Consider the following 23,728-nt stretch of genomic DNA (forward strand, 5'->3'; position numbering starts at 1 on the left):
TATACCCAATGGATTTCAAACTGCAATTTGAAAGACAACGGGTATATTCCAGGGATGGAGTCGGCTGCCTTTTTATAGGATGGAAAGCTTTAACATGTTATCTATACTAGTTAAATTGATAACTTAACAGTGATCAGTATATGAAATATATTACATTCCTTTACTCTTTTATACGGAAACAAAAAACAGCATTAGTGCTGGCTATTGTTTTTACTATAGTGGCAGCTTTAGCTGAGGTGGTATTTCCATTTCTTGTACAGGAATTAGTTAATACCTTGTTGAAGGACAAGTTGATTCTCTCCTTCTCATTTAACCAATTAATTGCTTCTCTAATTGGAGTATCATTATTAATTGTTATTAGTCACGCTATTATTATCTGGATGCAGACAATTAATGCGTCAGAACTGAGTTATAATATGAGGAAATCGCTGGTCGATTCTTTCCTCTCTTTCCCCTACCATATAACCAGAAAATTTCATTCAGCTAATCTGGCATTCAGAATAAAAAACGATACTTATCTCGTATCGGATAGGGTCAGAGATTTATATAGCGAATTTCTCTATGATACGCTATCTATAATTGGTCCATTTATTGCCATGGCTCTGATTGATATTAAATTAGCCATTTTGGCGTTTATGATGGTTTGTCTGACCACCTTGATTAGCAAACCAATCACTAATCGAGTCGCAGTTTATGAAAGAATTTTACAAATCTATAACTCACGATTAACCGGAGTGATACAAGAGTCTCTTTCCTGGATCAAGTCTGTCAAAATTTTTAATTCTGAAGAGTCAGAAAAAAAGAGAATTAATGATGCCAATACTAAAGTAAAAAACGTCGAGAGGATTACAGGGTTATTTATGTCCTTATCTGTTCCGCTTGGCTTTTTTGCACAGTTAGCATCAACAATTGCCGTGCTTTGGTATGGTGGCTTGTTATTGATGGATGGAACAATCAATCCCGGTAACTTTGTTGCTGCTTTTACCTACGAGCAATTAATGTCTGATTCGATTAAGAGATACAGCAATCACTTAAATAAATTTGCTTCACTCAAGTCGCTGTTAGACAGGGTTTTCGAATTGTTAGGTTCTTATAAGCCAATTCCCAAAAAACACAATAAATCAGCAGGCAATTACAGTCCTGATGCTATTGATATCAACATCAATACGTTTTCCTATAATGACAGAGATACTTTGTTCAGAGATATGAACATCTCTATACAAAAAGGTGAACGTATCCTTATTGTTGGTGATAACGGTCAGGGTAAAAGTACGATATTTGATATTGTAACTGGTTTAACCCCATTAACTGACGGTTATGTTTCAATTTTTGGTGAAGTTCTGGATAACCCCGATAATCAGCGTTGGTTGCAAAAATTTGGCGTGATGTCACAACAGACTCAGATTATAAAAGGCACGTTATACGATAATCTGCACATCGCCAATACAGAATCAACCAGAGAAGATATGATTTCTGCGTTAATTAAAGCGGGTGGCAGTGAACTATTAGGTAAACTGAAAGATGGTCTGGATTCACACATTGATGAAAAAGGCTCTTCCTTGTCAGGTGGAGAAAGGCAAGTCGTTGGTTTAGCACGTCTGTACCTTAAGACGCCGGAAATACTGCTCTTTGATGAACCGACCACTTATCTGGACAATAGTAAGATAAATAACTTTGCAGAAGCACTGAATAATATCGTTCATGGTAAAACAGTGCTCATGATAAGCCATGATCCACGTGTCTTTAGACTTGCAGAGCGGGTTATCAAAGTCGATAAAGGGAGAATTGCCTTTGATGGTTCTCTTCAGGAATATATGGAACAACCAAGAACAAACTGATTTTTGATATTTGATGATTGACATAACTCAGTCCGCTTAATGATTTGGTGATGAATCAGATCACAAGAGTCGGACTGAGTTCCCTTCAAGTGACCGACTCTTTCAATTGACCTACTATTATAAAAGGTTATGTAACTTCCTCTCTCGTATAAAATCAACATGAAAGCGCCACAAGAAGGCTCGGATCTACACGACTAAACTATACCAGCTTGATAAATACGGTAAGTAATGATTAATGCACAATAAAAATACGAATCATCAACATTCCTTGATACACTACAAGTTATTTAAACAACAATAATCTCTACCCGATAGCGCTTACAGGCAGGGTAATTATCTTTAAGGAATCTTATGTCTTTGTATCAAAATAATCAGGCCCTCACCGATCTTACTCTCGGAAAACCCACTTCCTATTGTGATACTTATGAGCCATCATTATTACAAGCCGTTCCTCGCAGCATGAACCGTGAGCCGCTTGGGTTGTTTCCCGATAACCTCCCATTTCACGGGGCTGATATCTGGACAATGTACGAGCTATCCTGGCTCAACTCACGGGGTGTTCCTCAAGTCGCTATTGGTCACGTTAGCCTGAATGCGGCCAGCGAAAATCTTATCGAATCCAAAAGTTTTAAACTTTATCTGAACAGTTTTAACCAAACCCGCTTTAGTGATTGGGAAACGGTGCAAAAGACACTGCAACAGGATTTATCCGCTTGCGCTAAAGGTGATATTGACGTTGTTTTACATCCTCTGCATGGCTTCAATCAACAGCCAATTACCGATTTTGAAGGTAAATGTATTGATAATCAGGATATTGAAATTGATGATTATGAGTTCAATCGCGATTATCTTAACAATGCAGCAACCGGGCCTGTCGTTGAAGAAATTCTGGTCAGCCATTTACTGAAATCAAATTGTCTGATCACAAATCAACCTGATTGGGGTTCAGTACAAATTCGCTATAAAGGCCCCAAAATCGATCAGGAAAAATTATTACGTTACCTGGTTTCATTCCGTCATCACAATGAGTTTCATGAACAATGTGTTGAACGTATTTTCAACGACTTAATCGAATTGTGTGGCCCGGAAAAACTCACTGTTTATGCACGTTATACTCGCCGTGGTGGATTGGATATTAACCCATGGCGCAGTAACGACACATTTGTACCAACAACCGGAAGATTGGCCCGTCAGTAATTGAATTAGCACAGATAGCATTTATCCTAATGCCATATCTAATCTCCTAATGGGCTGATTTTAATGTTCAATTAGCACCCAACATATTTCAGGGTAAAATCATTATTCAGGAAACCCCACTGGGGTATAAAGGAGCTATTCTTGATTACACATGTCAGCCCGTTAGGGTCAATGGATTTACTCTCTCAGCTTGAAGTTGATACATTGAAACACACTGCAAGCAGCGACCTATACCGTCTTTTCCGTAATTGCTCACTGGCCGTGCTCAACTCCGGCAGTCAGACTGACAACGGTAAAGAATTACTGTCAAAATGTAAAGATTTTGATATTAACGTCCTGCGCAGAGAGCGAGGAGTCAAACTAGAGCTGGTTAATCCACCAGAAAAAGCATTTGTTGATGGTAAGATCATTCGATCCTTACGAGCAAATTTATTCGCAGTATTGCGGGATATTCTGTTTGTTCACGCTCAACTTGTTGATGCACAAAAAGCAGACTCTCTGAATCTGAAAAATGGTATGCACATTACCAATACCGTTTTCTCCATTCTGCGCAATGCTAAAGCTCTGCCTCTTGCAGAAGATCCCAATATGATCGTTTGTTGGGGTGGGCATTCTATCAGTGAAAAAGAATACTTGTATGCCCGCAAGGTAGGTAACGAACTCGGCTTACGCGAGCTGAATGTGTGTACTGGTTGTGGAGCGGGTGCAATGGAAGCACCGATGAAAGGGGCTGCTGTCGGACATGCACAACAGCGCTATAAAAACAGCCGTTTCATCGGTATTACAGAGCCTTCCATTATCGCAGCCGAGCCACCCAATCCTCTGGTCAATGAACTGATTATTATGCCGGATATCGAAAAACGGCTGGAAGCCTTCGTTCGTATCGCTCACGGCATTATCATCTTTCCGGGAGGCGTTGGAACAGCAGAAGAACTGCTTTATCTACTGGGGATTTTGATGCATCCTGAAAATCAGAATCAGGTACTGCCTCTGGTATTAACAGGGCCAAAAGAAAGTACTGATTATTTTCGTGTTCTGGATGAGTTTATCGTCAATACACTGGGTGAACAGGCCCGTAATCACTATCGCATTATTATGGAAAACCCATCAGAAGTTGCCAAAGTGATGAAAACAGCCATGCCACAGGTTAAAGAAAACCGTCGTTCAACCGGAGATGCTTATAGCTTTAACTGGGCAATGAAAATCTCTCACGATTTGCAGTTTCCGTTTGAACCCACTCATGAAAATATGGCAAATCAGAATTTACATTCGAATCAGTCAACTGAAAGACTCGTGGCTGCTCTGCGACGTGTATTTTCCGGCATTGTCGCAGGCAATGTGAAAGAGATCGGCATTCAAGCCATCGAAAAACATGGGGTGTTCAAGATTCACGGTGATGCAGAAATTATGCGCCGAATGGATAATCTGTTGGAAAATTTTGTGAAACAAGATCGCATGAAACTTCCGGGTGGCACAGCTTATGAACCATGTTATAAGATCATCAGATAAGCACCCCAATGAGGCAGTCGCCACGGAATAACACCACGGATGGAGTATATAGTTAAAGACCATGATACACCTTTTGATTGTAGATGCCCTGAATTTGATTCGACGTATCCATGCTGTGCAGGGAAGCCCTTGCATTGCCGCTTGTGAACATGCGTTGAAGCAATTAATCTCTCATTCTTCTCCAACCCATGCCGTTGCTGTATTTGATGAAGATGGTAGACACCATAGCTGGCGCCATCAGCGACTGCCTAATTACAAAGCCGGGCGTTCTGCTATGCCAGAAGATTTACAGCAAGAAATGCCACTGATTAAGCAAGCATTTGATATTCAAGGTGTCGCCTGCTGGCATGCTGAAGGGCATGAAGCGGACGATTTAGCTGCAACACTGGCAACCAAAGTTGCAGCTACAGGGCATCAGGTGACCATTGTTTCCACGGATAAAGGTTATTGCCAGCTACTATCCCCCAATATCCAAATTCGTGACTACTTCCAAAAACGGTGGCTGGATTTGCCTTTTGTACAACAGGAATTTGGTGTTTCTCCTGTTCAGCTTCCCGATTATTGGGGGCTGGTGGGTGTCAGTAGCAGCAAGATCCCAGGTGTTCAGGGGATTGGCCCAAAAACAGCCGTTGCTCTGTTGCAACAAGCGGGCTCATTAGACAATTTATTCCAACATTTGGACGCTCAGCCAGAGAAATGGCGCAACAAATTAGCCTCTGACAAAGAAATGGCTTATATCTGCCGTGAAGTTGCTTCGCTAAAAACTAATTTATCGCTGAACGGTAATTTGCAACAACTTAGGCTGCCCCGTAATTAGGCTAATTCATATCTAAGTCAGAGATGACCAAATCGCTCAACCAAAATAATTCGAAATTAACTTAATGTGTTCACTATTTAACTGGCCGGACTCACTCAACAAACCAATCCAGGATTTCATATAGTCGTATTTTGCCTGGGAAAGCTCACGGCGGGCAGTATAAAGTTGCTGCTCCGCATTCAATATATCCACGTTTACCCGCTGCCCCAATAAAACGCTTTTTTGCGTGGCTTGAACCTGTAATTCTGCCGCTTCTACCGCCATTTCATAAGCACGTATTCGCTTCTGACCATTGATGCATCCATTATAATGGCGTCGCAGTGCATTCAGTATTTCCCCGGCCTGTGCATCCATTTCGAATTTGCTCTTGTTATAATTAGCCGCCGACTGACGCACCAATGCTGATGTCGCATTACCGTTATAAAGATTCATGGAAACACGCACTCCGACAGAATCGGTCCGGTATTTCTGATTGACACTGCTATCGTTGCTGGATTTATTCTCACTATGAGAAGCGTATAACTCCAGTTTCGGTAAGAACCCTGATCGGCTGCGTTCAATATCATGATACGCCACATCAATTTTCTGGCGGGCAACCGCTAATTGAGAATTCTGGCGTAATGCTGTCTGTTCCCAGTCGGCATAATGTTCAAATTCCAGCTTGATTGCTTTGAAGCGCTTAGCATCAGATAAACGTATCACAGGTACGTCCGTCGGTAACGGAATACCTACTAATAACTGTAAATCACGGATCGCAGCATCTAACTCATCCCGCACAGTTAACGCATCAGCCTGTACCTGACTGTAACGGGCCTGAGTTTCCGCTACATCAGTACGGGTGCCTTCACCAGAAGCAAACAACTTTTGGTTAAGTTCCAGTTGCTTTTCATAAGCCATCCGCTGCTGAACAACCTGTGTCAGTTTGTCCTGAGCATAAGCGACAGCCACATAACTGTTCACCACTCTCACAACCAGTTGCTGGCTGTCAGCCCGAAAACGAGCATCACTCATCAACGCATAAGCTTTACGGGTCTGATAACGTGCCCATGCTTCGACATCGAATAATGGTTGGGTCAGGACCAGCGCACCACTGTAGCTGTCGTACTGTCGCTCATAACGCTCTTTAACCCCATTACTCCGCCACTCTGAAACATTGGTTTCCACTTTTTGCCAATTCTTCGGGGCATTCTGGTAGCTAATTGACAACTTGGGTAACAATTCTGCCCGACCAAGCGTTTTTTCTTCCTGTCCTGCTTCCAGTTCTTTGATCGCGGCCTGAAATGTTGGATCATGTTGCAGTGCCAACACATAAGCCTCAGTCAAAGAAAGTGCTTTAGCCGGGCCAGAACACAACATTGTCTGCACCATGATCAAAAACAAGCTCATCAACAAGGAGAATCGTGCATAAGATTTCCCCGCTATTCGATGATTCCTGAACATGCCCATTACTCCTCAATCAGCGACGTAGATGCTCTGTCCACCAATGGCTTAAATAAATAGCTCAGCAATGAGCGTGACCCTGTTTTGACAAAAACTTCAACTGGCATACCCGGTTTGATATGTAGATCAGCCAGTTTTTCCATACCCTCTGGCGTAACCCTTACCCGGATTTGGTAATAAGATTCTCTGGTCACATCATCGACTAAACGATCGGCAGAAATGACCAATAATTTTCCGGTCACTTTAGGTGTACTGTTCTGGTTCAATGCAGTAAACATCAGATCAACATCCTGCCCGATATCCACTTTATCAATCAGGTGCACCATCAAACGTGCCTCAATTTCCAGCGCACTCTGATCAGGCAAGATTTCCATCAGTTTCTCCCCCGATGTCACAACGCCTCCCTGTGTAAATACTTTCAATCCCACAACGGTTCCCTCAACAGAGGCCGTAATAGAAGTATGGGATAAATCAAACTGCGCTGCTTCCAGTTTATTTTTCAGCTCATTGGCCTGAACCTGAATATCTGCAAGCTGGCTGCGTACTTCACGTTGATAATCTGCCTGCCGTTGAATCATGCGCTGATGCGTTTCCTGTTGCTGCTTCTCAAGCTGTCCAATTCGCCCGGCCATCTCAGCCATACTGCCACTTAACTCAATTTGGTTACGTTGCAGTTCCAGATAACGATTACGGGGAAAATAGCCTTCTTCCGTCAACGGACTCAGGTTAGTAATTTGTTCTTTAAGTGAAGCCTGCTGACGCTGTTTATTTGCCATTGCTTCCCGCAGCCCTTTGATCTGGAAAATCAATCCTTCCTCTGCCTGCTGTATTCCCGCCAGATCACTTCTCAACATTTCCCGACGTGACATGAAAAGCTGTTTTTGCAACGCCAGGATATTGTCAAATCGTGGTTCTGAGCGTTGAGCCAGTAAATCAGGTGGAAAAACCAACGTGTCCAACTCCTGTTGTTCCGCCAGTAATCTCGCCTCAGTTGCCAATGTGGTATGTAACTGTTGCGTCAAAGAATCAATCTGAGCATTCACTTGAACCTGACTGAGCTGAACCAATACCTGACCTGCACTGACATGCTCTCCTTCTGTCACCAGGATCTGCCTGATGATGCCATTAGTCGGAGACTGTACCGTTTTACGATTACCATCCACCACGACAATGCCAGAAGAGGAAACCCCTTTATCAAGCGGAGCAAATGCCGCCCAGATGAAAAATCCCAGTATGCCAATGCCGATAATCAACCAGCCTAACCGCAGATAGCGATTTGCATTCAGCGGCAATAATCCTGGCTCATCATTTTGTGTACTCTTTATATCAGTCTGAACACTTTTGGTCTGATAGGACATCTTTACTCCCGGACAAGTTTTTCCCCGGCCAGCGGCTAAAACTATGTTGAAACCATACTGAAACTGTATTAATGCTATGAAAAAGATGGCAGGTCATGATGCTGTACGCTCAGCAGCCTTTGACTGTGCTAATGCCGCCATAACTTGCTGAGATGGGCCAAAGAGTTTCATTTTCCCTTGTACTAACAATAAAACCTTATTTGTTTGGGAGAGCAATGCCGGGCGGTGGGTAACGACCACAACTGTTTTTCCCTGTTCCCGTAATTCTCCAATCGCACCGCTCAGCGCTTTTTCACCGATATCATCCAGATTGGAATTAGGCTCATCCAAGACAATTAACGATGGATTACCGTACAATGCCCGTGCCAACCCAATCCTCTGTTTTTGTCCACCAGACAGCCCCATCCCTCCCGCACCGATGACGGTGTCATAACCTTGCTCAAGATTAAGCACCAGATCATGTACGCCTGCTTTCTGCGCCGCTTCAATGACTTTTTCCGGATCAAAGTCATTAAAACGTGCGATATTCTCCGCAATTGTCCCGGCAAATAGTTCGATATCCTGCGGTAAATAACCAATGGAAGCACCCAGTTCATCCTTGTTCCATTGGTAAATATCTGCGCCATCAAGTCTCACGACTCCCTCTTGAGCAGGCCAGACGCCCACCAGCAAACGGGCCAGAGTGGATTTTCCTGATGCACTGGGGCCAATAACGCCCAAAACATCACCAGCTTCCAGAGAAAAATTGATGTCTTGCAAAACCTGCTGATTCTTTTCAATCGGTTGAGCTGCTTTAGTTTTACCGGGAGGAGTGGCAAAAACTTTCTCTAACAACAACGCGCCCTTAGGTACGGGTAATGTCATACCACTTTCGCGCTTTGGCTGTGCTTGCAGTAACTTATCCAGTCGCTGCCATGACAGACGAGCAGAACTCCAGCTTTTCCATGCCTGAATAAGTTGTTCAATCGGAGACAATGCCCGTCCCATCAAAATTGAACCCGCAATCATCATACCCGGCGTGATATTGCCTTCAATTGCCAGCCATCCTCCGAGTCCAAGAATTAATGACTGCAAAGCCATACGTACTGTTTTAGTGATTGCAGTAATGGATACCGCCCGTTCACTGGCAATGCGCTGGAAATTGAGAAAACGCTCATGCAGGCCAAACCAACGCCGGCGTAATGTAGGCAACATACCCAATGCTTCAATGACTTCGGCATTACGTAAGTTGGTACTGGCAAGGTTAGCGGAACGTAAAGAGAGCTGGTTTGCTTCCGCCAGCGGAGACTGAGATACCCATTGATTTAATACCGCCAATGCTATCAAAATCAGTGCCCCAATCAGCGCCAACAAGCCTAAATATGGACTGAACAGAAAAATGACACCGAGGTAAACAGGGAACCAAGGGGCATCAAAAAAGGCAAATAATGCACTGCCTGTCAGAAATTGACGAATTGTTGATAAGTCATTCAGCATCTGCCCCGCATCCGTAGAGCCATTTTTCAGGTTGGATTCATATGACGCGGTATAAACACGCTGGTTCAGGCACATATCAAACTGGCTGCCGACCCGGATCACTACCATACTTCGGATATATTCCAATCCACCGATGATGGCATACATACCAAGCGTAATCAGCGTCAACATCAGCAAAGTCATCTCGTTACCGGATGGCAGCACGCGATCATATATTTGAAGCATATAAATGGAGGGAACCAGCATCAGTAAGTTAATAAATGCTGTAAATAAACCAATCGTCCAGAATACTTTACTGCGTGCACGGATAACATCCGTCATTTCATCTTTTGGCTGGTGTAATTTCACAGAAATCCCTTCATTATCAGAAGCAAAATAGTTTAATTATGTTCTTATCTTTATATTATTTTTTTAATATCGCTTTCTTGATCACAGTTACATTTTTTTCTTGAGTGTCATGACAAGTTCCCTGCCATCAACAAGGTATGCCACCCATTGTTCAGATTCCTGACCAAAAAAGGCCCGGCTATTACCGTCCGCGTCTGTCAAAGTGATGCCATCAGGAGCTGGTCGCCAGCCTGCAACAGCATTTCCTATCAGTTTTGTCAGACAAGCATCACTTTTCAGCGCCCAGATAGAACCTTCTGGCAAACGTGTATCCGTGAGTTCAACGCTGCACACCTGATGTTTATCCGATATCTGCCATAATCCTGTCAGTTCAGCCGGTGCAGGGAGATTCAAACTACTGGCCATACATCCTCCAATCAAAAACAAAGATAACATTATTGATAAAGTGCAAGATTTCAATAAAGCAAACAACGCATTGAAGGAAACTAAATGTCGTTGTAACATTGCCCCTCCTATAAAAAGCTGCCGCCTGAACAACAGGCAGCAGTTTGTTTTATTAAAATGAATGTTACTAAACAATGAAATCAGCTTCAGGCGATGGCTGACCAATAATTTTCACCAGAAAATCGTTGCCAGCTAACCCTTCGCCAAGGCTGATAGACATATCCGTTACATCTGTTGATTCGTTATAAGTCAGTAAAATTTCACCTGCCTTACCTGAGAATGAATCAACAAATTTAAGATCCCCCTTGCCCCCGAAGTTAAATTGAGACAAATCGATTTTGTCTTCGCCAGACACAAAATCATGGATCCAGTCTGGATTGTCTTTTAAGGATTCTTTGCCATCCAGATAAACAAACGTGTCCTTGCCTGCGCCACCCCAGAGATGATCACCGCCTAAGCCGCCATAAATGACATCATTTCCGGCTCCACCTTTCAGAGTATTGTCTGCACTGTTACCAACAATGATATCGTCACCACTGCCGCCAATCGCATTTTCAATGACGACACCACGCGCAATAGAAACGTTACCTTTCAAGCCGCCTACATCAGAGAAAGCGCCTTCATTCAGGTTAATGCGCTGATTTTGGGTAAAACCGGAGAAATCAAATGTATCTTCTCCACCCGCATCCCAGACACTGAATATCAGTTTGCTATCAGCATCTGTTGCTGTCATAAAATCACGGTCAGTATTGGAATTGAAGCCATAGACTGTGTCACCTTTACGGGTTTCAGTATTGGCACCATATAACGCCTGAATGGCAGAGATATCATTCAACAAAGGCGCTGATGAGAAATTTCCTTTGAAATCTTGTCCGGTGTATTTCTCGTTGAAATAACTCATCACGGTGTAAGCACGGCTATCTTCGAAATATTCACCGACAGTGATATAACTTGGTCTTACGACATCGGAAGCATCATATTCAGCAGGATGTTCCAGACCCAGAGTATGCCCTATTTCATGAACAAACGTTTGTCGTCCATAACCATTCACACCAATATCATTTGTTTTGAAAGTTTCGTCTTTAGCATGATACCAAGAGTACGTTGTTTTTTGTCCCCTCGGCAAAGTTGCAAATGCATAATCATCAGTCTCACTATAATCAAAAAAGCCAAAAGTAATATTGGCATCAGAACGTGAGCTGACTTCAGTAAATTTTATATTAGCAACATCAGACCAAGACTGTAATGAAAACTTTGCGGCTTCTTTTTGTTCCTCATTAAAAGCACTGAAACCTGCAATACCAAATTTCGACATTATTAAAGCAGGTGCAGTTTTTAAAAAATGATAAGACAATTCCAACGTGCCAGAAGGTCCGATTTTACTGTCTTGCCAATGAAAATCAGTCCGCAAAAGTTCATTTGGGGCCTTATCCCCCAAAGGCTTATGCACGACACGAATATTCATATCAGAGTTTGGAACGTAGGCTGAGAGTAGTGCTTTCACATCCTGAACAGAGTTAGAGTCAGATAACCCCGAATAGGTATATTTTTTCTTTGAGGTCATGTAAATCTCCTGTAAAAAAGACTCATAATCTCAGACCCGATATATCAGCTATAACGGGTACTTGAGTTTTTTTATTCTTCCTAAGCAAGGTATTAGAAATAAATACCCTTGAATAAAATAACGCCAGTTTTTGACCATGTAAAAATGATTAAGATATCATTTTAAAAAATACATTAAACAAAATTAATTTATATGTCTAATTATTAATTTTTGATTAAACGTTTGCGTTAACAAAAAAATATATTTTCTTAACAATACACAAATTAATTCTTACTCATCTAAAATTAATCTAAATAAAGAAATATTTTAAAGTTAATATCTCTAATTGGTTTTATTTTAATAAAAGAAAAATAAATAAATGCCCCGGTTACGCAAGAAATTCGACAACCGGGGCATTTTCAGATTGCTTTCAGCAACAAGGGCAGGAAAAATAAAGAAGAGTATATACCCTACGGATTTTAAGATGCAGCTTGGATGCAACTTGAAAGACGACGGGTATACCAAACAAATAATCAATAATCGCGGTTCATTGCATAAACAGACCAGATACGTTGAATGTGTACTGTTATCTCTTCACGGTCGTGATACAAATGTTTCGCCTGAATTTTGGCATTAACTCCATTTTCTTTCAATTTTTGTTCAATTTTTTGTAAAATATTAGCAACTTCTTCGTAACGTTTTTTCATTGGCAACTTGAGGTTGAAAATAGCTTCCCGACACCAGCTTTTAACCAACCAATCCGTCATAAGTTGTGCAACTTTAGCCGGTTTCTCAACCATATCGCACACTAACCAATAAATATTTTTTATCGGTGGTTCAAACTTAAAGCCATCCACACGATGATGCTTCACCTGACCAGTATCCATCAGGCTATCAGCCATTGGCCCATTATCTACCGCATGAACGATCATACTGCGCTTCACTAGCTGGTAAGTCCATCCACCCGGACAAGCACCCAAGTCTACGGCATACAAGCCACTATCGAGACGCTCCTCCCATTCGTCATAAGGAATAAAGATATGAAAAGCCTCTTCCAACTTCAGTGTTGAACGGCTCGGAGCATCTGACGGGAATTTCAGACGCGGGATCCCCATGTAAAAACGGGAATTATTATTACTGTAGGAATACCCTACATAGCAGCATCCGGGGGCAATAAAAAACACATGAACCACGGGGCGGGTATAGTTTTCCTTAATCAGCAGGATCTTTTCCTGCCGCATCGCATTACGCAAAGGAACTGTAAACTTACGACAGAATTTCATCAGTTCCTTGCTTTCATTGGTATCCGGCACTTCCACACGCAGTTCACCAGCGCGCTCAATAACGCTGCTCAGCATCCCAATGATCGGTGTAATACGATCTTCCTGCGGTAAATCTTTCAGCAGCTCACCGACAACCAACATTTGGCGGGCAAAAATCAATTCACGGAATGGAATTTCACGAATAAGACGGTCAGCATCATCATGCTGATAACACTCAAACAGCACATAACCACTGTTTTCTTTCACACGAGCGAAACCGTAAATGTCTTTCTTACTCGCTTTATCTGTAATTTCTGCCGCACACTCTTTTTCAAACCCAGGGCGGCAATACAAAGCAACTTTATTCATGGCCAGGCGCCGATTTCCTTAGACGCAAAGCGCCAATTAATACACACAACCAACCGATGAGGAAACTCAACCCACCGATAGGTGTTAGATAAACCAAAAATTTTAGCGGTAAAAAGGCCAGACAATAAAGGCTGCCACTAAACAGTACGATCCCTATTGCAAAAAATATTCCTGCCCGGCTGAATTGTACCGATGGCTGCCATATCAATACAGCCGCCAGAGCCATCATAGCCAGTGTATGTAATCCTTGATATTGCAAGCCAGTCTGTAGCCATTCCATTTGCTGTGGCCGCAATACCGATGCCAGAAGATGGGCACCTATTGCACCAAAAGCTACATAGAAGAAACCGCTGATCCCGGAAAAAATAAGCATCGCACGGCTGTTCATCGCTCTGCTCCTACTCTCATTCGTCAGTATCATTCATTAGTAATAAAACCTAATCTTTCCTGCTCACTTGCAGCCTGTGCAAGGATCCATTTACGGAAAGCCGCTATCTTGCCCAATTCTGCCTGATTATCATGGCAAACTAAATAAAATGCATTCTTACTAACCAGGACATCATTGAACGGACAAACAAGACGGCCTGCATCAATTTCATTCTGTGCCATCACATTATTCGCAAGTGCTATGCCCTGCCCATGTACCGCAGCCTGAATGACCATTGCGCTGTGGCTGAATATCGGACCTTGTTGCACATTGATCAATTGCTGTATATCAAGTTGACGAACATAGGCTTGCCAGTCGCGTCTGGAAGAATCATGCAATAAAGTGTGGTTGGCGAGATCCGCCGGTGTTTTCAGTGGGCGCTCCCCCATTAACAAAGAAGGAGAACATACAGGCAGCAAATATTCAGGATAAAGACGGTCTGTCCGCAACCCCGGCCAGTGACCCCGACCATAAAAAATCGCCACATCAACATCATCTGCCAGCTTATCTTCTTCCCGATCCACAGCCTGAATTCTGACATCAATACCCGGAAAACTCTGGTTAAAACCAGAAAGCCGCGGCACTAACCATTGAATCGCAAAGCTAGGGGATAAACTTACCGTCAACGCACCTTTGGCACTACGTGCCTGAAGTTTTCGGGTAGCTTCATTGATAGCTGTGAAGATTTCTTTAATATCCAGATAGTAACTTTGCCCATCTTCCGTCAGCAACAAAGAACGGTTACGACGACGAAACAGCTTCAGTCCCAAAAAATCCTCCAGACTTTTCATCTGATGGCTGACCGCAGCTTGAGTGACAAATAATTCTTCTGCCGCTTTAGTAAAACTTAAATGACGAGCGGCAGCATCAAAAACTCGTAACGCATTGAGTGGTGGTAAACGTTTGGACATGTTGATTTCTTGTATGGTGGTTACGATACCGGTAACTCTTTTCGATCAGGTATTAGTTTTTATAATCCGAATCATTATAATTTGTCCATTGATGATATACCAGCAAATCCCTATAGTGTGCGCACTTCCTAAGCCGGAACGAAAAGTAGCTCTGTCGCAAGGCAAATTTGGAATGATACAAATTTGTAAAAGCACATAGATACTTTTGGCTTTGTGGTTGTGATGTTGTGTTTGCAAGTTGTCTGGGAAACCAGACTTTGTAGCATATGCTACTGTTTTTTTTCACTTCCTGTACATTTACCCTGTCTGTCCATAGTGATTTTTTAATGCACCGCAATTGCGGTGCTTTTTTTCTCTGCTTTGCTGTAAAATCCCTCAAACTTAATTAAAGAAAAATTTATTTTTTTATACCTTCTGGACTGTAGAACGAAAGGTATACGACATAGCATTCAAATTAACATCATTTATGAAAGCCTTTGATTCAGAAAAATTTCGCCAACAATTTCCTGCATTACTACCATCCTCTGAGTATCCAAAACCGACTGTGTTTCTGGATAGCGCAGCGACTTCTCTCAAACCCACATGTATGATTGAGGCGACTCAACGCTATTACCAGAATCACAGTGCAACTGTTCATCGCAGTCAACACGCAGCTGCACAAGCAATGACCGCACGTTATGAACAGGCGCGTTCTTTAGTCGCTGAATTGCTCAATGCATCGCAACCTGAAAATATTATCTGGACAAAAGGCACCAGCGAAGCCATTAATCTGGTTGCGCAAGGGTATTTCCGTTCCCGCTTATCTGCTGATGATGAAATTATCGTCAGTGAACAAGAACATCACTCCAATCTACTACCGTGGCTGATTCTGGCAGAACAAACTGGTGCTAAACTCGTTAAGTGGCCGATTGAAAAACGATATCAACAAAAACAATATCAACAAAAACAGTATCAACCAGAAATTAAAACACTGGCAGAACTACTCAATGAAAAAAGCCGATTGATTGCTATCAGCCAAATGTCAAATGTGACCGGAGCTACTGTTGATTTAACACAAATCACAGCTCTCGCCCATCAATATAACTGTCTGGTATTGGTCGATGGTGCTCAAGGCATTGTTCACACTCCCGCCGATGTACAACAGTTAGATATCGATTTTTATGCTTTCTCTGCACATAAGCTCTATGGGCCTAATGGGTTGGGAGTATTATATGGAAAAGGATCACTGCTGAATGCCATGTCTCCGTGGCAAGGGGGCGGGAAAATGCTTACACAGGTCTCCTTCGACAGTTTTACACCAGAAGCAGTACCTTATCGTTTTGAGGCCGGAACACCGAACGTTGCCGGAGTCATCGGGTTTGCTGCTACATTGGAATGGTTAAAAACACTCGATACTTCACTTGCCGAATCCTATGCTGTTACCCTGACAGATTATGCTGAGCAGCAACTCAGCGCGATACCGGGCTTTATCAGTTATCGTGCAACAGGAGCCAGCCTATTGGCCTTCAACTTTGCAGGCATACATCATCATGATCTGGCAACGCTGCTTGCTGAACAGAATATTTCCCTACGTTCAGGGCAGCACTGCGCCCAACCTCTGCTTGATGCCTTGGGGATCAACGGTTGCCTGCGGGCTTCTTTTATGCCTTATAACACCCAACAAGATGCAGATAAATTAGTCAGTACAATAAAATTTGCCCTGTCACTGCTTGAGGAATAAATCACTAATGACATCACTGCCAACTCCTATCCTTGCCCCACATCCGTTTGGTACAGAAATTACGGAGCAACAACTGATTGAAAAATTTGAGCAATGCCGGCTGTGGGAAGATCGCTATCGGCAACTCATCGGGCTTGCTAAAAAGCTACCGAACTTGCCCGATGAGTTAAAACAACAGCAGATTGAGATTTCCGGCTGTGAAAACCGGGTTTGGCTGGGGCATCAATTGCTTGCTGAAAACCGCCTGCATTTTTATGGTGACAGCGAAGGGCGCATCGTGAAAGGCTTATTAGCATTTATCCTGACCACAGTGGAAGGAAAAACAGCGGAACAGGTCTTACAAACGCCATTAACCGAGTTGTTTCAGCAAGCAGGCCTCGAACAACAATTAAGTGGATCGCGGCTCAACGGTGTAAAATCGTTGATTAAGGCCGTGCAGGAAATTGCCCGCTCGTACTAAATTTGTTCATACCAAAACTAAAGACAGTTTTCCCGTTCCGCTTTAGCCACCATTTTTTTCAATGCGTGAGATACAGCAACGAAGCCAAAAGTCGCCGTAACCATTGTTGCGGCACCAAAACCAGAGGCACAATCCATCCGTTTTGAGCCATCAGCCGTACTTTTGGCCGCACAAACCGTGCCATCAGATTGTGGATACACCAGTTGTTCCGTTGAGAAAACACAGTCGATGCCCAATTTTCCTTTACCGTTCTTCACAACCCGATAATCAGATTTCAGACGTTCTTTCAATTTGGCAGCTAAAGGGTCCTGCACTGTTTTGGCTAAATCCACGACCTGAATCTGGGTCGGATCAAGCTGCCCACCCGCGCCACCCGTTGTTACCACAGGGATCTTATAACGACGACAATAAGCCAGCAGGGCAGCTTTCGAACGCACGCTGTCAATCGCATCAATGACATAGTTAAAATCCATTGATATCAATTCAGCAACATTGTCGGACGTAACAAAATCATCAATACAAGTGACCTGACATTCAGGATTAATCGCCCGTATCCGCTCTGCTATCACTTCCGTTTTTGGTAATCCCACATTCTGCACTAATGTATGTAATTGACGATTGGTATTGGTAATGCAGACATCATCCATATCAATCAGCGTAATCGCCCCAATACCCGTGCGGGCTAACGCTTCCGCTGCCCATGAACCGACACCACCGATGCCAACCACACAAACATGTGAACGGGCGAATAATGAAAGTGCTTTCTGGCCATATAATCGTGCAGTACCAGCAAAACGGTGAAGATAAGCATTAGAGAGAGAAACTTGCATCAATAATAAATCCTGAATAAAACCTATACCATCAGATACACTTTATTTTCCGCGTCGCCTCTTTGATTTATTAGTGGCAGTTTCGCGCGAAAATATCAGGCAAAGATAAGTCATCAATTGTTTGAATTGAGCAGGATCTTACTGGTTTACCGCCAAAAAGCCAGATAATGCTTTCTTCAATATCCAAACACGTCCATAGTGGTTATAAAAACCCGCCATTTCTCCGGCACGGCTGCCAACACCATGATAAATATCGAAATGATGCCCTTTGATTGCGCCTCCAACATCCAGAGCCACCATCAGACGCATTCGGTACTGTCCGGTAAACTTGCCGAGGTTATCCAATACCGGTACTTCCGCCAACAATACTGTTCCTGGCGGAACTAATGCCTTATCCGATGCTACCGAAGCTTTTGCAACTAAAGGCACTGCACTGGCTCCCCGCACTGCGGTATAAGGTTCAGGCTTAAAAAATACGAAAGAAGGATTCTGTTCCAGAATTTGCCGAATTTCAGATTCATTATGCTTTTCAGCCCACTGCCGAATGGCTTTCATCGATATTTCTTCCCGTGGAATTTCTCCACTATCGATTAACACTTTACCTATACTGCGATAAGCATGACCATTCTTTCCACCATAACCAAAAAAGGTTAACGGTTTGTCGTCACCAAAATCCACATAACCACTCCCTTGTACTTCCATCAAAAAATTATCTATCAGAGAGTTGCTGTAGCCAATGATCCACTTTTTATCGAGAACCCCATTATATATAGCCGCACGATCCGGCAAGCGGGAATACGATTTATCTGGCATTTGGTACAGAGGATATCTAAATTCACCTTGTTTAATATGGCGAGCCTGTAATATAGGGGTATAGTAGCCGGTAAATTTGACATTGCCGTAATTATCTTCGCCTTCCATCTGGTAAGCGAGCAAACCAAACTGAGCTAAATTGCGAATATTTCCACCATACTGCACCCAGTTTTCGATAGCATTAAAAGTAGCGCGTTGATTGGCATACAATTGGGGTGAAGACTCGTTGATTAATTTGACCTGAGTGACAAAATCTCCGGCATTGACGGGAGAACCTTGTGCGTTTGGCGTATTAACAAGCTGGAAGTCTTGGGTAAAATGACCATCTTTATACTGCTGACCTTGCTCCGTCGGACGCAATTGACAAGCAGATAACAGAAAAACGACAACGCTACATAAAAGATATTTGCCCCAAAGTTTCATATAATGCTCTATCTCCCGCCATTTCGTTCCGAAAGCGAACAATATCAAACCCCAATAAATAATAAAATGTAGTTAGAAAAAAATAGATGACTCTGCTTAAATCACATGAGAACAAAAATAAAACAATAAGCTTTATTTTTAAGCAAAAAACAAACAAAATTGGTAAATATCAACAAAAAAGCTTGCAACGGAATCGATCCAGAGTATAGTGTGCCGACATCGGACGCGGGGTGGAGCAGCCTGGTAGCTCGTCGGGCTCATAACCCGAAGGTCGTCGGTTCAAATCCGGCCCCCGCAACCAATTCAGTATTGTTTTATCGATACTGTTTTTTTATAGATATGATGTGCATTTGCAAGCAGACGGACGCGGGGTGGAGCAGCCTGGTAGCTCGTCGGGCTCATAACCCGAAGGTCGTCGGTTCAAATCCGGCCCCCGCAACCAATTCAGTATTGTTTTTATCGATACTGTTTTTTTATAGATATGATGTAGCATTTGCAGACGGACGCGGGGTGGAGCAGCCTGGTAGCTCGTCGGGCTCATAACCCGAAGGTCGTCGGTTCAAATCCGGCCCCCGCAACCAATTTCCTGATTAAAGTCTCACTTCTTATCAAATTTTCAAGCTATCTATTACTCTTTTTATATTCACTATCTGTGTATATTCAATACGTAATATTCAACCGCAGAGTGGTCAATCCCCCTATTTGTAAATAAAAAGCCTCTCCTCCATTAAAGTAATTTATAAAATCATACAAAAACAATACATTTAATTAACAATTTATTATTATAGTTAGGCTATTTAAAAACCAACCTAAAATAAAGGTAGCAACATGCCATTTTCCCGTCCTTTTAGAGAATATTTTCATAAAGGTGATTTAATATATGGTTTAACTGATAGCAGGAAAAAATATGTTAATGAAAGTAAAAACTTTCTGATTGCCAAAAATCATAATGATAAAACTCTTTACCCACCAATATTTATTGATAATTATTTAACACCTGCCGAATTAAACCATATCGCAAATTTTATGAAAGAGTATCAAGAAAGAAACAAAACCAATAATTGGATAAATAATGAGGAAAAATCCAGTTTTCAAAATAGAATAGAAGAATACTATATAAAATATTCTTATGAAATACCCGAAAAACAAGAAGATAAAGACAAATATAATCTCTATAAAAATGATTTCTTTAATCATCTGAAAAGTCATCATAAATACCGAACTGTTACTGAAAACATCAATGAATATAATAAGAGATCCATGGGAAGAAAATGTAAAGGTGGATTATCATGGGCAAGCATGATCAATGGAAATTTACCTCATGCTATGCATATCCACTTTATACTTGATGGTATAAATATGGATACGGTAGTTTATAAACGCGATAAAAATATCACTGGAAAAGAATTAAGATGGCTTTTCAGACACAGAGCATATCCTCAAGTCGCTAATAAAATACAATTTTGGCTGAATGATACCCCAACGACTCCACCCTGGGAGGAAGCAAGATCAACTCTATGGAAGAATTATGCATGCCAAGATGACTACTCTGAAACACTTTCCCAATTATTTAACATACCATAATGTTCTCCCTATTTTATTTGGAGTGGATATTTCACCGTCGTGCTAATTCTGCTCCATTTTTAAAATAGGCTTTAATACCGGCAAAAATAGATTCAGCCACTTGCTGCTGGAATTTCGCAGTACGTAGTTTGCGTTCTTCTTCCAGGTTACTGATGAATGCAGTTTCAACCAGAATAGAAGGAATATCTGGTGCTTTTAATACGGCAAACCCCGCCTGATCGACGCTGTTTTTATGCAGTTTATTCACTTTACCCATGCGTTTAAGCACTTCATCCCCAAATTTCAGGCTGTCATTAATTGTCGCAGTTTGAACCAGATCCAGCATAGTGTGATCCAGATATTTATCACCGCTTTTACTCACTCCACCAATCAAATCAGCCTCATTCTGTGTTTGGGCTAGAAAACGGGCAGCATGACTGGTGGCTCCTTTCGTTGACAAAGCAAATACGGAAGATCCTCTAGCGGCTCGATTAGTAAAGGCATCAGCATGGATGGAAATAAACAGATCCGCCTGCATTTTACGTGCTTTTGCTACCCTGACTGTCAGCGGAATAAAAATATCTTCATTACGGGTCATATACACTTTCATCCCCGGCTGACGTTTAATAAGGGCTTGCAGACGGCGGGCAATCTGTAAAACAACATCTTTCTCACGGGTTTTGTATTTCCCGATAGCGCCAGGATCTTCACCACCATGACCGGGATCAAGCATAATCACAATTGGCCTGTTCTTCCCAGCCTTGCCTGTTTTTTTCCTGTCTGTCGGTGGCATATGCTTTTCCAGATTTCCGCTGTTGTACTCTTCAAGCAGTGCCAGCAAAGGATCATCATTGACTTTCGCTACTTTTGGATAGAAATCTAACACCAAACGATGTTTGAATTTCGCAATAGGTGGCAAAGTAAAAATATGTGGCGCAACCGGCTGCTTAATTTCAAACACTAAACGTACAGTTTTGGGATCAAATTGCCCCGCTCGTACCAGTTTCAAATAAGGATCACGCTGCTGAACTTGCGATCCCATACTACTCAGGACACTATTGAGCTGGATACCCTGCAAATCAATCACAATCCGGTTAGGATTTGAAAGTGAAAACTGGCGGTATTTAAGCGAAATATTAGACTCCAGCGTCACTCTGGTATAGCTTGATGCAGGCCAAATGCGCACAGCAATCACTTGTGACGTTGCTGCATAACCTATCGGGCTAATACTTAACAACCAAAGGGCTGCTGCTCCTTTCAGCAAACGGCGACGTGAAGAATTATGGTCTGAATGACTCATTATTTATTCCATTTAAAAACAACCAGACAGTAATTTTTATCTAAGCGACAGTTAGGTGGAAGACTCTAATTAATTATAAAGAGACTGTCATCAAAAAAAGCTTTTTCTGCTATCTGAACAGCTATACTCTATGAACTTCAGGATGCAGCGTAGGCAAAAAAGCCGCGACCTGAAAGATAACAAATATAAATATCAATATAAATAATAGCCTTGTTTTTATCCATATTCCCTCTTGCCATTTCCCTCCCAAAGAATAAAAATATAAAAAATACGAATAAAAATGCAATTGAGGGGAATATCATGAAAGAACGCCGTACCGAATTAGTTGAAATTTTCCGGCATTCGGTTCCTTATATTAATGCACATCGTAACAAAACTTTTGTCATTATGTTGGGCGGTGAAGCTATCGCCCATGAAAACTTTACTAATATTATTAACGACATCGGCTTATTATACAGTCTCGGCATTCGTTTGGTTGTTGTGTACGGTGCCCGGCCACAAATCGATCAGAACCTCACCCAACATCATCATCAACCGATTTATCATAAATACACCAGGGTAACTGATGTTAAAACACTGGATTTGATCAAACAGTCCGCGGGTGTGTTACAACTTGATATTACAGCTCGACTTTCCATGAGCCTCAGTAATACACCATTGCAAGGTGCCCATATTAATGTGGTCAGCGGTAACTTTATCACTGCTCAACCTTTAGGGATCGATGATGGTATTGATTATTGCCATAGTGGCAAAATTCGCCGGATTAACGATGAAGCCATAAATCAACAGTTAGATAACCATTCTATTGTATTAATCGGGCCTGTTGCTGTTTCCGTTACTGGCGAAAGTTTCAACCTGACAACCGAAGAAATTGCTTCACAACTGGCGATTAAATTAAAAGCCGAAAAGCTGATAGGGTTCTGTTCATCACAAGGCGTCACCGATACGGAAGGGAATACTTTATCAGAAATTTTCCCCAATGAGGGGGAAATACTATTGAGTAAACTAGAGAGTACCGGAGATTACTCCTCCGGGACAGTACGTTTTTTACGTGGCGCGATTAAAGCCTGCCGCCGTGGCGTTCGGCGCAGTCATTTGATCAGTTATCAGGAGGATGGTTCTCTAATTCAGGAATTATTCTCCCGTGAAGGCATCGGAACCCAAATTGTTATGGAGCGTTCTGAACAGATCCGTCGCGCCAATATCAACGACATAGGAGGCATTCTCGAACTAATCCATCCTCTGGAACAGAATGGGGTCCTGGTTCGCCGCTCACGGGAACAACTGGAAATGGAGATCGATAAGTTTACCCTGATAGAGCTCGATAATGTCACTATCGCCTGTGCTGCCCTGTACTCTTATCCTGCGGAAAAAATCGGTGAAATGGCCTGTGTTGCCGTACACCCGGATTACCAAAATTCTTCACGTGGCGAGGTGTTATTAGGCGCTATTATTAATCAGGCCAAACAAATCGGACTGGAAAAATTATTTGTCCTTACGACTCAAAGTATTCACTGGTTTCAGGAGAAAGGTTTTGAACCCGCAGAAATTACTATGTTACCAGTGGAAAAACAGGCGCTGTATAATTACCAACGCCGTTCCAAGATCTTGATGTTGGATCTACATAACCTCCCCCATATATAGGTAACGGTATAGGTGAAGGTTTATAATCTTGAGGAT

General features: G+C 42.4%; 19 protein-coding genes and 3 tRNA genes. 11 read left to right on the forward strand and 11 right to left on the reverse strand.

The features are described from left to right. Positions 1–140: 140 nt before the first annotated feature. From Xind_RS02400 to xni, 4 genes are all read left to right on the forward strand, one after another. Positions 141–1,838: an ABC transporter ATP-binding protein gene (locus Xind_RS02400; protein WP_047679404.1), complete on the forward strand. Its 1,698-nt coding sequence runs from the start codon at positions 141–143 to the stop codon at positions 1,836–1,838. Between the two features lie 351 nt (positions 1,839–2,189). Continuing rightward, the gene (gene queF / locus Xind_RS02405; protein WP_047679401.1) at positions 2,190–3,035 is read left to right on the forward strand and encodes an NADPH-dependent 7-cyano-7-deazaguanine reductase QueF; all 846 of its coding nucleotides are present in this window, start codon (positions 2,190–2,192) and stop codon (positions 3,033–3,035) included. Between the two features lie 141 nt (positions 3,036–3,176). Continuing rightward, positions 3,177–4,544 carry a nucleotide 5'-monophosphate nucleosidase PpnN gene (gene ppnN / locus Xind_RS02410; protein WP_187649392.1) on the forward strand — a complete coding sequence of 456 codons (1,368 nt, stop codon included), beginning with the start codon at positions 3,177–3,179 and terminating at the stop codon, positions 4,542–4,544. A gap of 61 nt (positions 4,545–4,605) precedes the next feature. After that, positions 4,606–5,361 carry a flap endonuclease Xni gene (gene xni / locus Xind_RS02415; RefSeq protein WP_047679397.1) on the forward strand — a complete coding sequence of 252 codons (756 nt, stop codon included), beginning with the start codon at positions 4,606–4,608 and terminating at the stop codon, positions 5,359–5,361. 36 nt (positions 5,362–5,397) lie between these two features. On the opposite strand, the gene Xind_RS02420 is transcribed toward xni, so the two are convergent. The 8 genes from Xind_RS02420 to Xind_RS02455 all read right to left on the reverse strand — a co-directional run bounded on the left by Xind_RS02420 (position 5,398) and on the right by Xind_RS02455 (position 14,939). Further along, positions 5,398–6,801: a TolC family outer membrane protein gene (locus Xind_RS02420; RefSeq protein ID WP_222941697.1), complete on the reverse strand. Its 1,404-nt coding sequence runs from the start codon at positions 6,799–6,801 to the stop codon at positions 5,398–5,400. Positions 6,802–6,806: 5 nt separating this feature from the next. Then, positions 6,807–8,159, reverse strand: a complete 1,353-nt coding sequence (locus Xind_RS02425) for an HlyD family type I secretion periplasmic adaptor subunit (protein ID WP_047679395.1) — start codon at positions 8,157–8,159, stop codon at positions 6,807–6,809. A gap of 93 nt (positions 8,160–8,252) precedes the next feature. Then, positions 8,253–9,956, reverse strand: coding sequence for a type I secretion system permease/ATPase (locus tag Xind_RS02430; RefSeq protein WP_187649455.1), 1,704 nt, complete (start codon positions 9,954–9,956; stop codon positions 8,253–8,255). Positions 9,957–10,070: 114 nt separating this feature from the next. After that, on the reverse strand, positions 10,071–10,388 hold the full coding sequence (locus Xind_RS02435) for a protease inhibitor Inh/omp19 family protein (protein ID WP_047679512.1): 318 nt from the start codon (positions 10,386–10,388) through the stop codon (positions 10,071–10,073). Positions 10,389–10,554: 166 nt separating this feature from the next. Then, a complete protein-coding gene (locus Xind_RS02440; RefSeq protein WP_047679391.1) occupies positions 10,555–11,991 on the reverse strand; it encodes a serralysin family metalloprotease in 1,437 nt (478 codons plus the stop codon). A gap of 512 nt (positions 11,992–12,503) precedes the next feature. Beyond that, the gene (gene rlmM, locus Xind_RS02445) at positions 12,504–13,601 is read right to left on the reverse strand and encodes a 23S rRNA (cytidine(2498)-2'-O)-methyltransferase RlmM (RefSeq protein ID WP_187649394.1); all 1,098 of its coding nucleotides are present in this window, start codon (positions 13,599–13,601) and stop codon (positions 12,504–12,506) included. Continuing rightward, the gene (locus Xind_RS02450) at positions 13,594–13,989 is read right to left on the reverse strand and encodes a DUF423 domain-containing protein (protein ID WP_047679387.1); all 396 of its coding nucleotides are present in this window, start codon (positions 13,987–13,989) and stop codon (positions 13,594–13,596) included. Before Xind_RS02450 ends, rlmM begins: the two co-directional genes overlap by 8 nt. A 29-nt stretch (positions 13,990–14,018) precedes the next feature. Further along, entirely contained in the window at positions 14,019–14,939 is a 921-nt protein-coding gene (locus tag Xind_RS02455) for a transcriptional regulator GcvA (protein WP_047679385.1), read from the reverse strand. 466 nt (positions 14,940–15,405) lie between these two features. On the opposite strand from Xind_RS02455, the gene csdA reads away from it, so the two are divergent. Both csdA and csdE read left to right on the forward strand, forming a co-directional pair. Further along, positions 15,406–16,659 carry a cysteine desulfurase CsdA gene (csdA, locus tag Xind_RS02460; RefSeq protein WP_187649395.1) on the forward strand — a complete coding sequence of 418 codons (1,254 nt, stop codon included), beginning with the start codon at positions 15,406–15,408 and terminating at the stop codon, positions 16,657–16,659. 7 nt (positions 16,660–16,666) lie between these two features. Further along, entirely contained in the window at positions 16,667–17,119 is a 453-nt protein-coding gene (gene csdE / locus Xind_RS02465) for a cysteine desulfurase sulfur acceptor subunit CsdE (RefSeq protein WP_047679381.1), read from the forward strand. Between the two features lie 17 nt (positions 17,120–17,136). Here csdE and tcdA read toward each other — a convergent pair whose 3' ends face one another. Together tcdA and mltA are read right to left on the reverse strand one after the other, a co-directional pair. Continuing rightward, the gene (gene tcdA / locus Xind_RS02470; RefSeq protein WP_047679379.1) at positions 17,137–17,949 is read right to left on the reverse strand and encodes a tRNA cyclic N6-threonylcarbamoyladenosine(37) synthase TcdA; all 813 of its coding nucleotides are present in this window, start codon (positions 17,947–17,949) and stop codon (positions 17,137–17,139) included. Positions 17,950–18,087: 138 nt separating this feature from the next. Then, positions 18,088–19,185 carry a murein transglycosylase A gene (gene mltA, locus Xind_RS02475; protein WP_187649396.1) on the reverse strand — a complete coding sequence of 366 codons (1,098 nt, stop codon included), beginning with the start codon at positions 19,183–19,185 and terminating at the stop codon, positions 18,088–18,090. Between the two features lie 224 nt (positions 19,186–19,409). On the opposite strand from mltA, the gene Xind_RS02480 reads away from it, so the two are divergent. The 4 genes from Xind_RS02480 to Xind_RS02495 all read left to right on the forward strand — a co-directional run bounded on the left by Xind_RS02480 (position 19,410) and on the right by Xind_RS02495 (position 20,769). After that, positions 19,410–19,486: transfer RNA gene (locus Xind_RS02480), tRNA-Met, on the forward strand. A 64-nt stretch (positions 19,487–19,550) separates the two neighbouring features. After that, positions 19,551–19,627, forward strand: a tRNA-Met gene (locus Xind_RS02485). A gap of 62 nt (positions 19,628–19,689) precedes the next feature. Then, positions 19,690–19,766: transfer RNA gene (locus tag Xind_RS02490), tRNA-Met, on the forward strand. A 247-nt stretch (positions 19,767–20,013) separates the two neighbouring features. After that, the gene (locus tag Xind_RS02495) at positions 20,014–20,769 is read left to right on the forward strand and encodes a hypothetical protein (protein ID WP_047679375.1); all 756 of its coding nucleotides are present in this window, start codon (positions 20,014–20,016) and stop codon (positions 20,767–20,769) included. A gap of 31 nt (positions 20,770–20,800) precedes the next feature. On the opposite strand, the gene amiC is transcribed toward Xind_RS02495, so the two are convergent. After that, complete coding sequence (amiC, locus tag Xind_RS02500; RefSeq protein ID WP_187649397.1) at positions 20,801–22,048, reverse strand: N-acetylmuramoyl-L-alanine amidase AmiC; 1,248 nt, start codon at positions 22,046–22,048, stop codon at positions 20,801–20,803. Between the two features lie 300 nt (positions 22,049–22,348). Between amiC and argA the strand changes: the two genes are divergently transcribed. Then, entirely contained in the window at positions 22,349–23,692 is a 1,344-nt protein-coding gene (gene argA, locus Xind_RS02505) for an amino-acid N-acetyltransferase (RefSeq protein ID WP_187649398.1), read from the forward strand. Positions 23,693–23,728: the final 36 nt, after the last annotated feature.

The organism is Xenorhabdus indica (genome assembly GCF_014467235.1).
Classification (GTDB): Bacteria; Pseudomonadota; Gammaproteobacteria; order Enterobacterales; family Enterobacteriaceae; genus Xenorhabdus; species Xenorhabdus indica.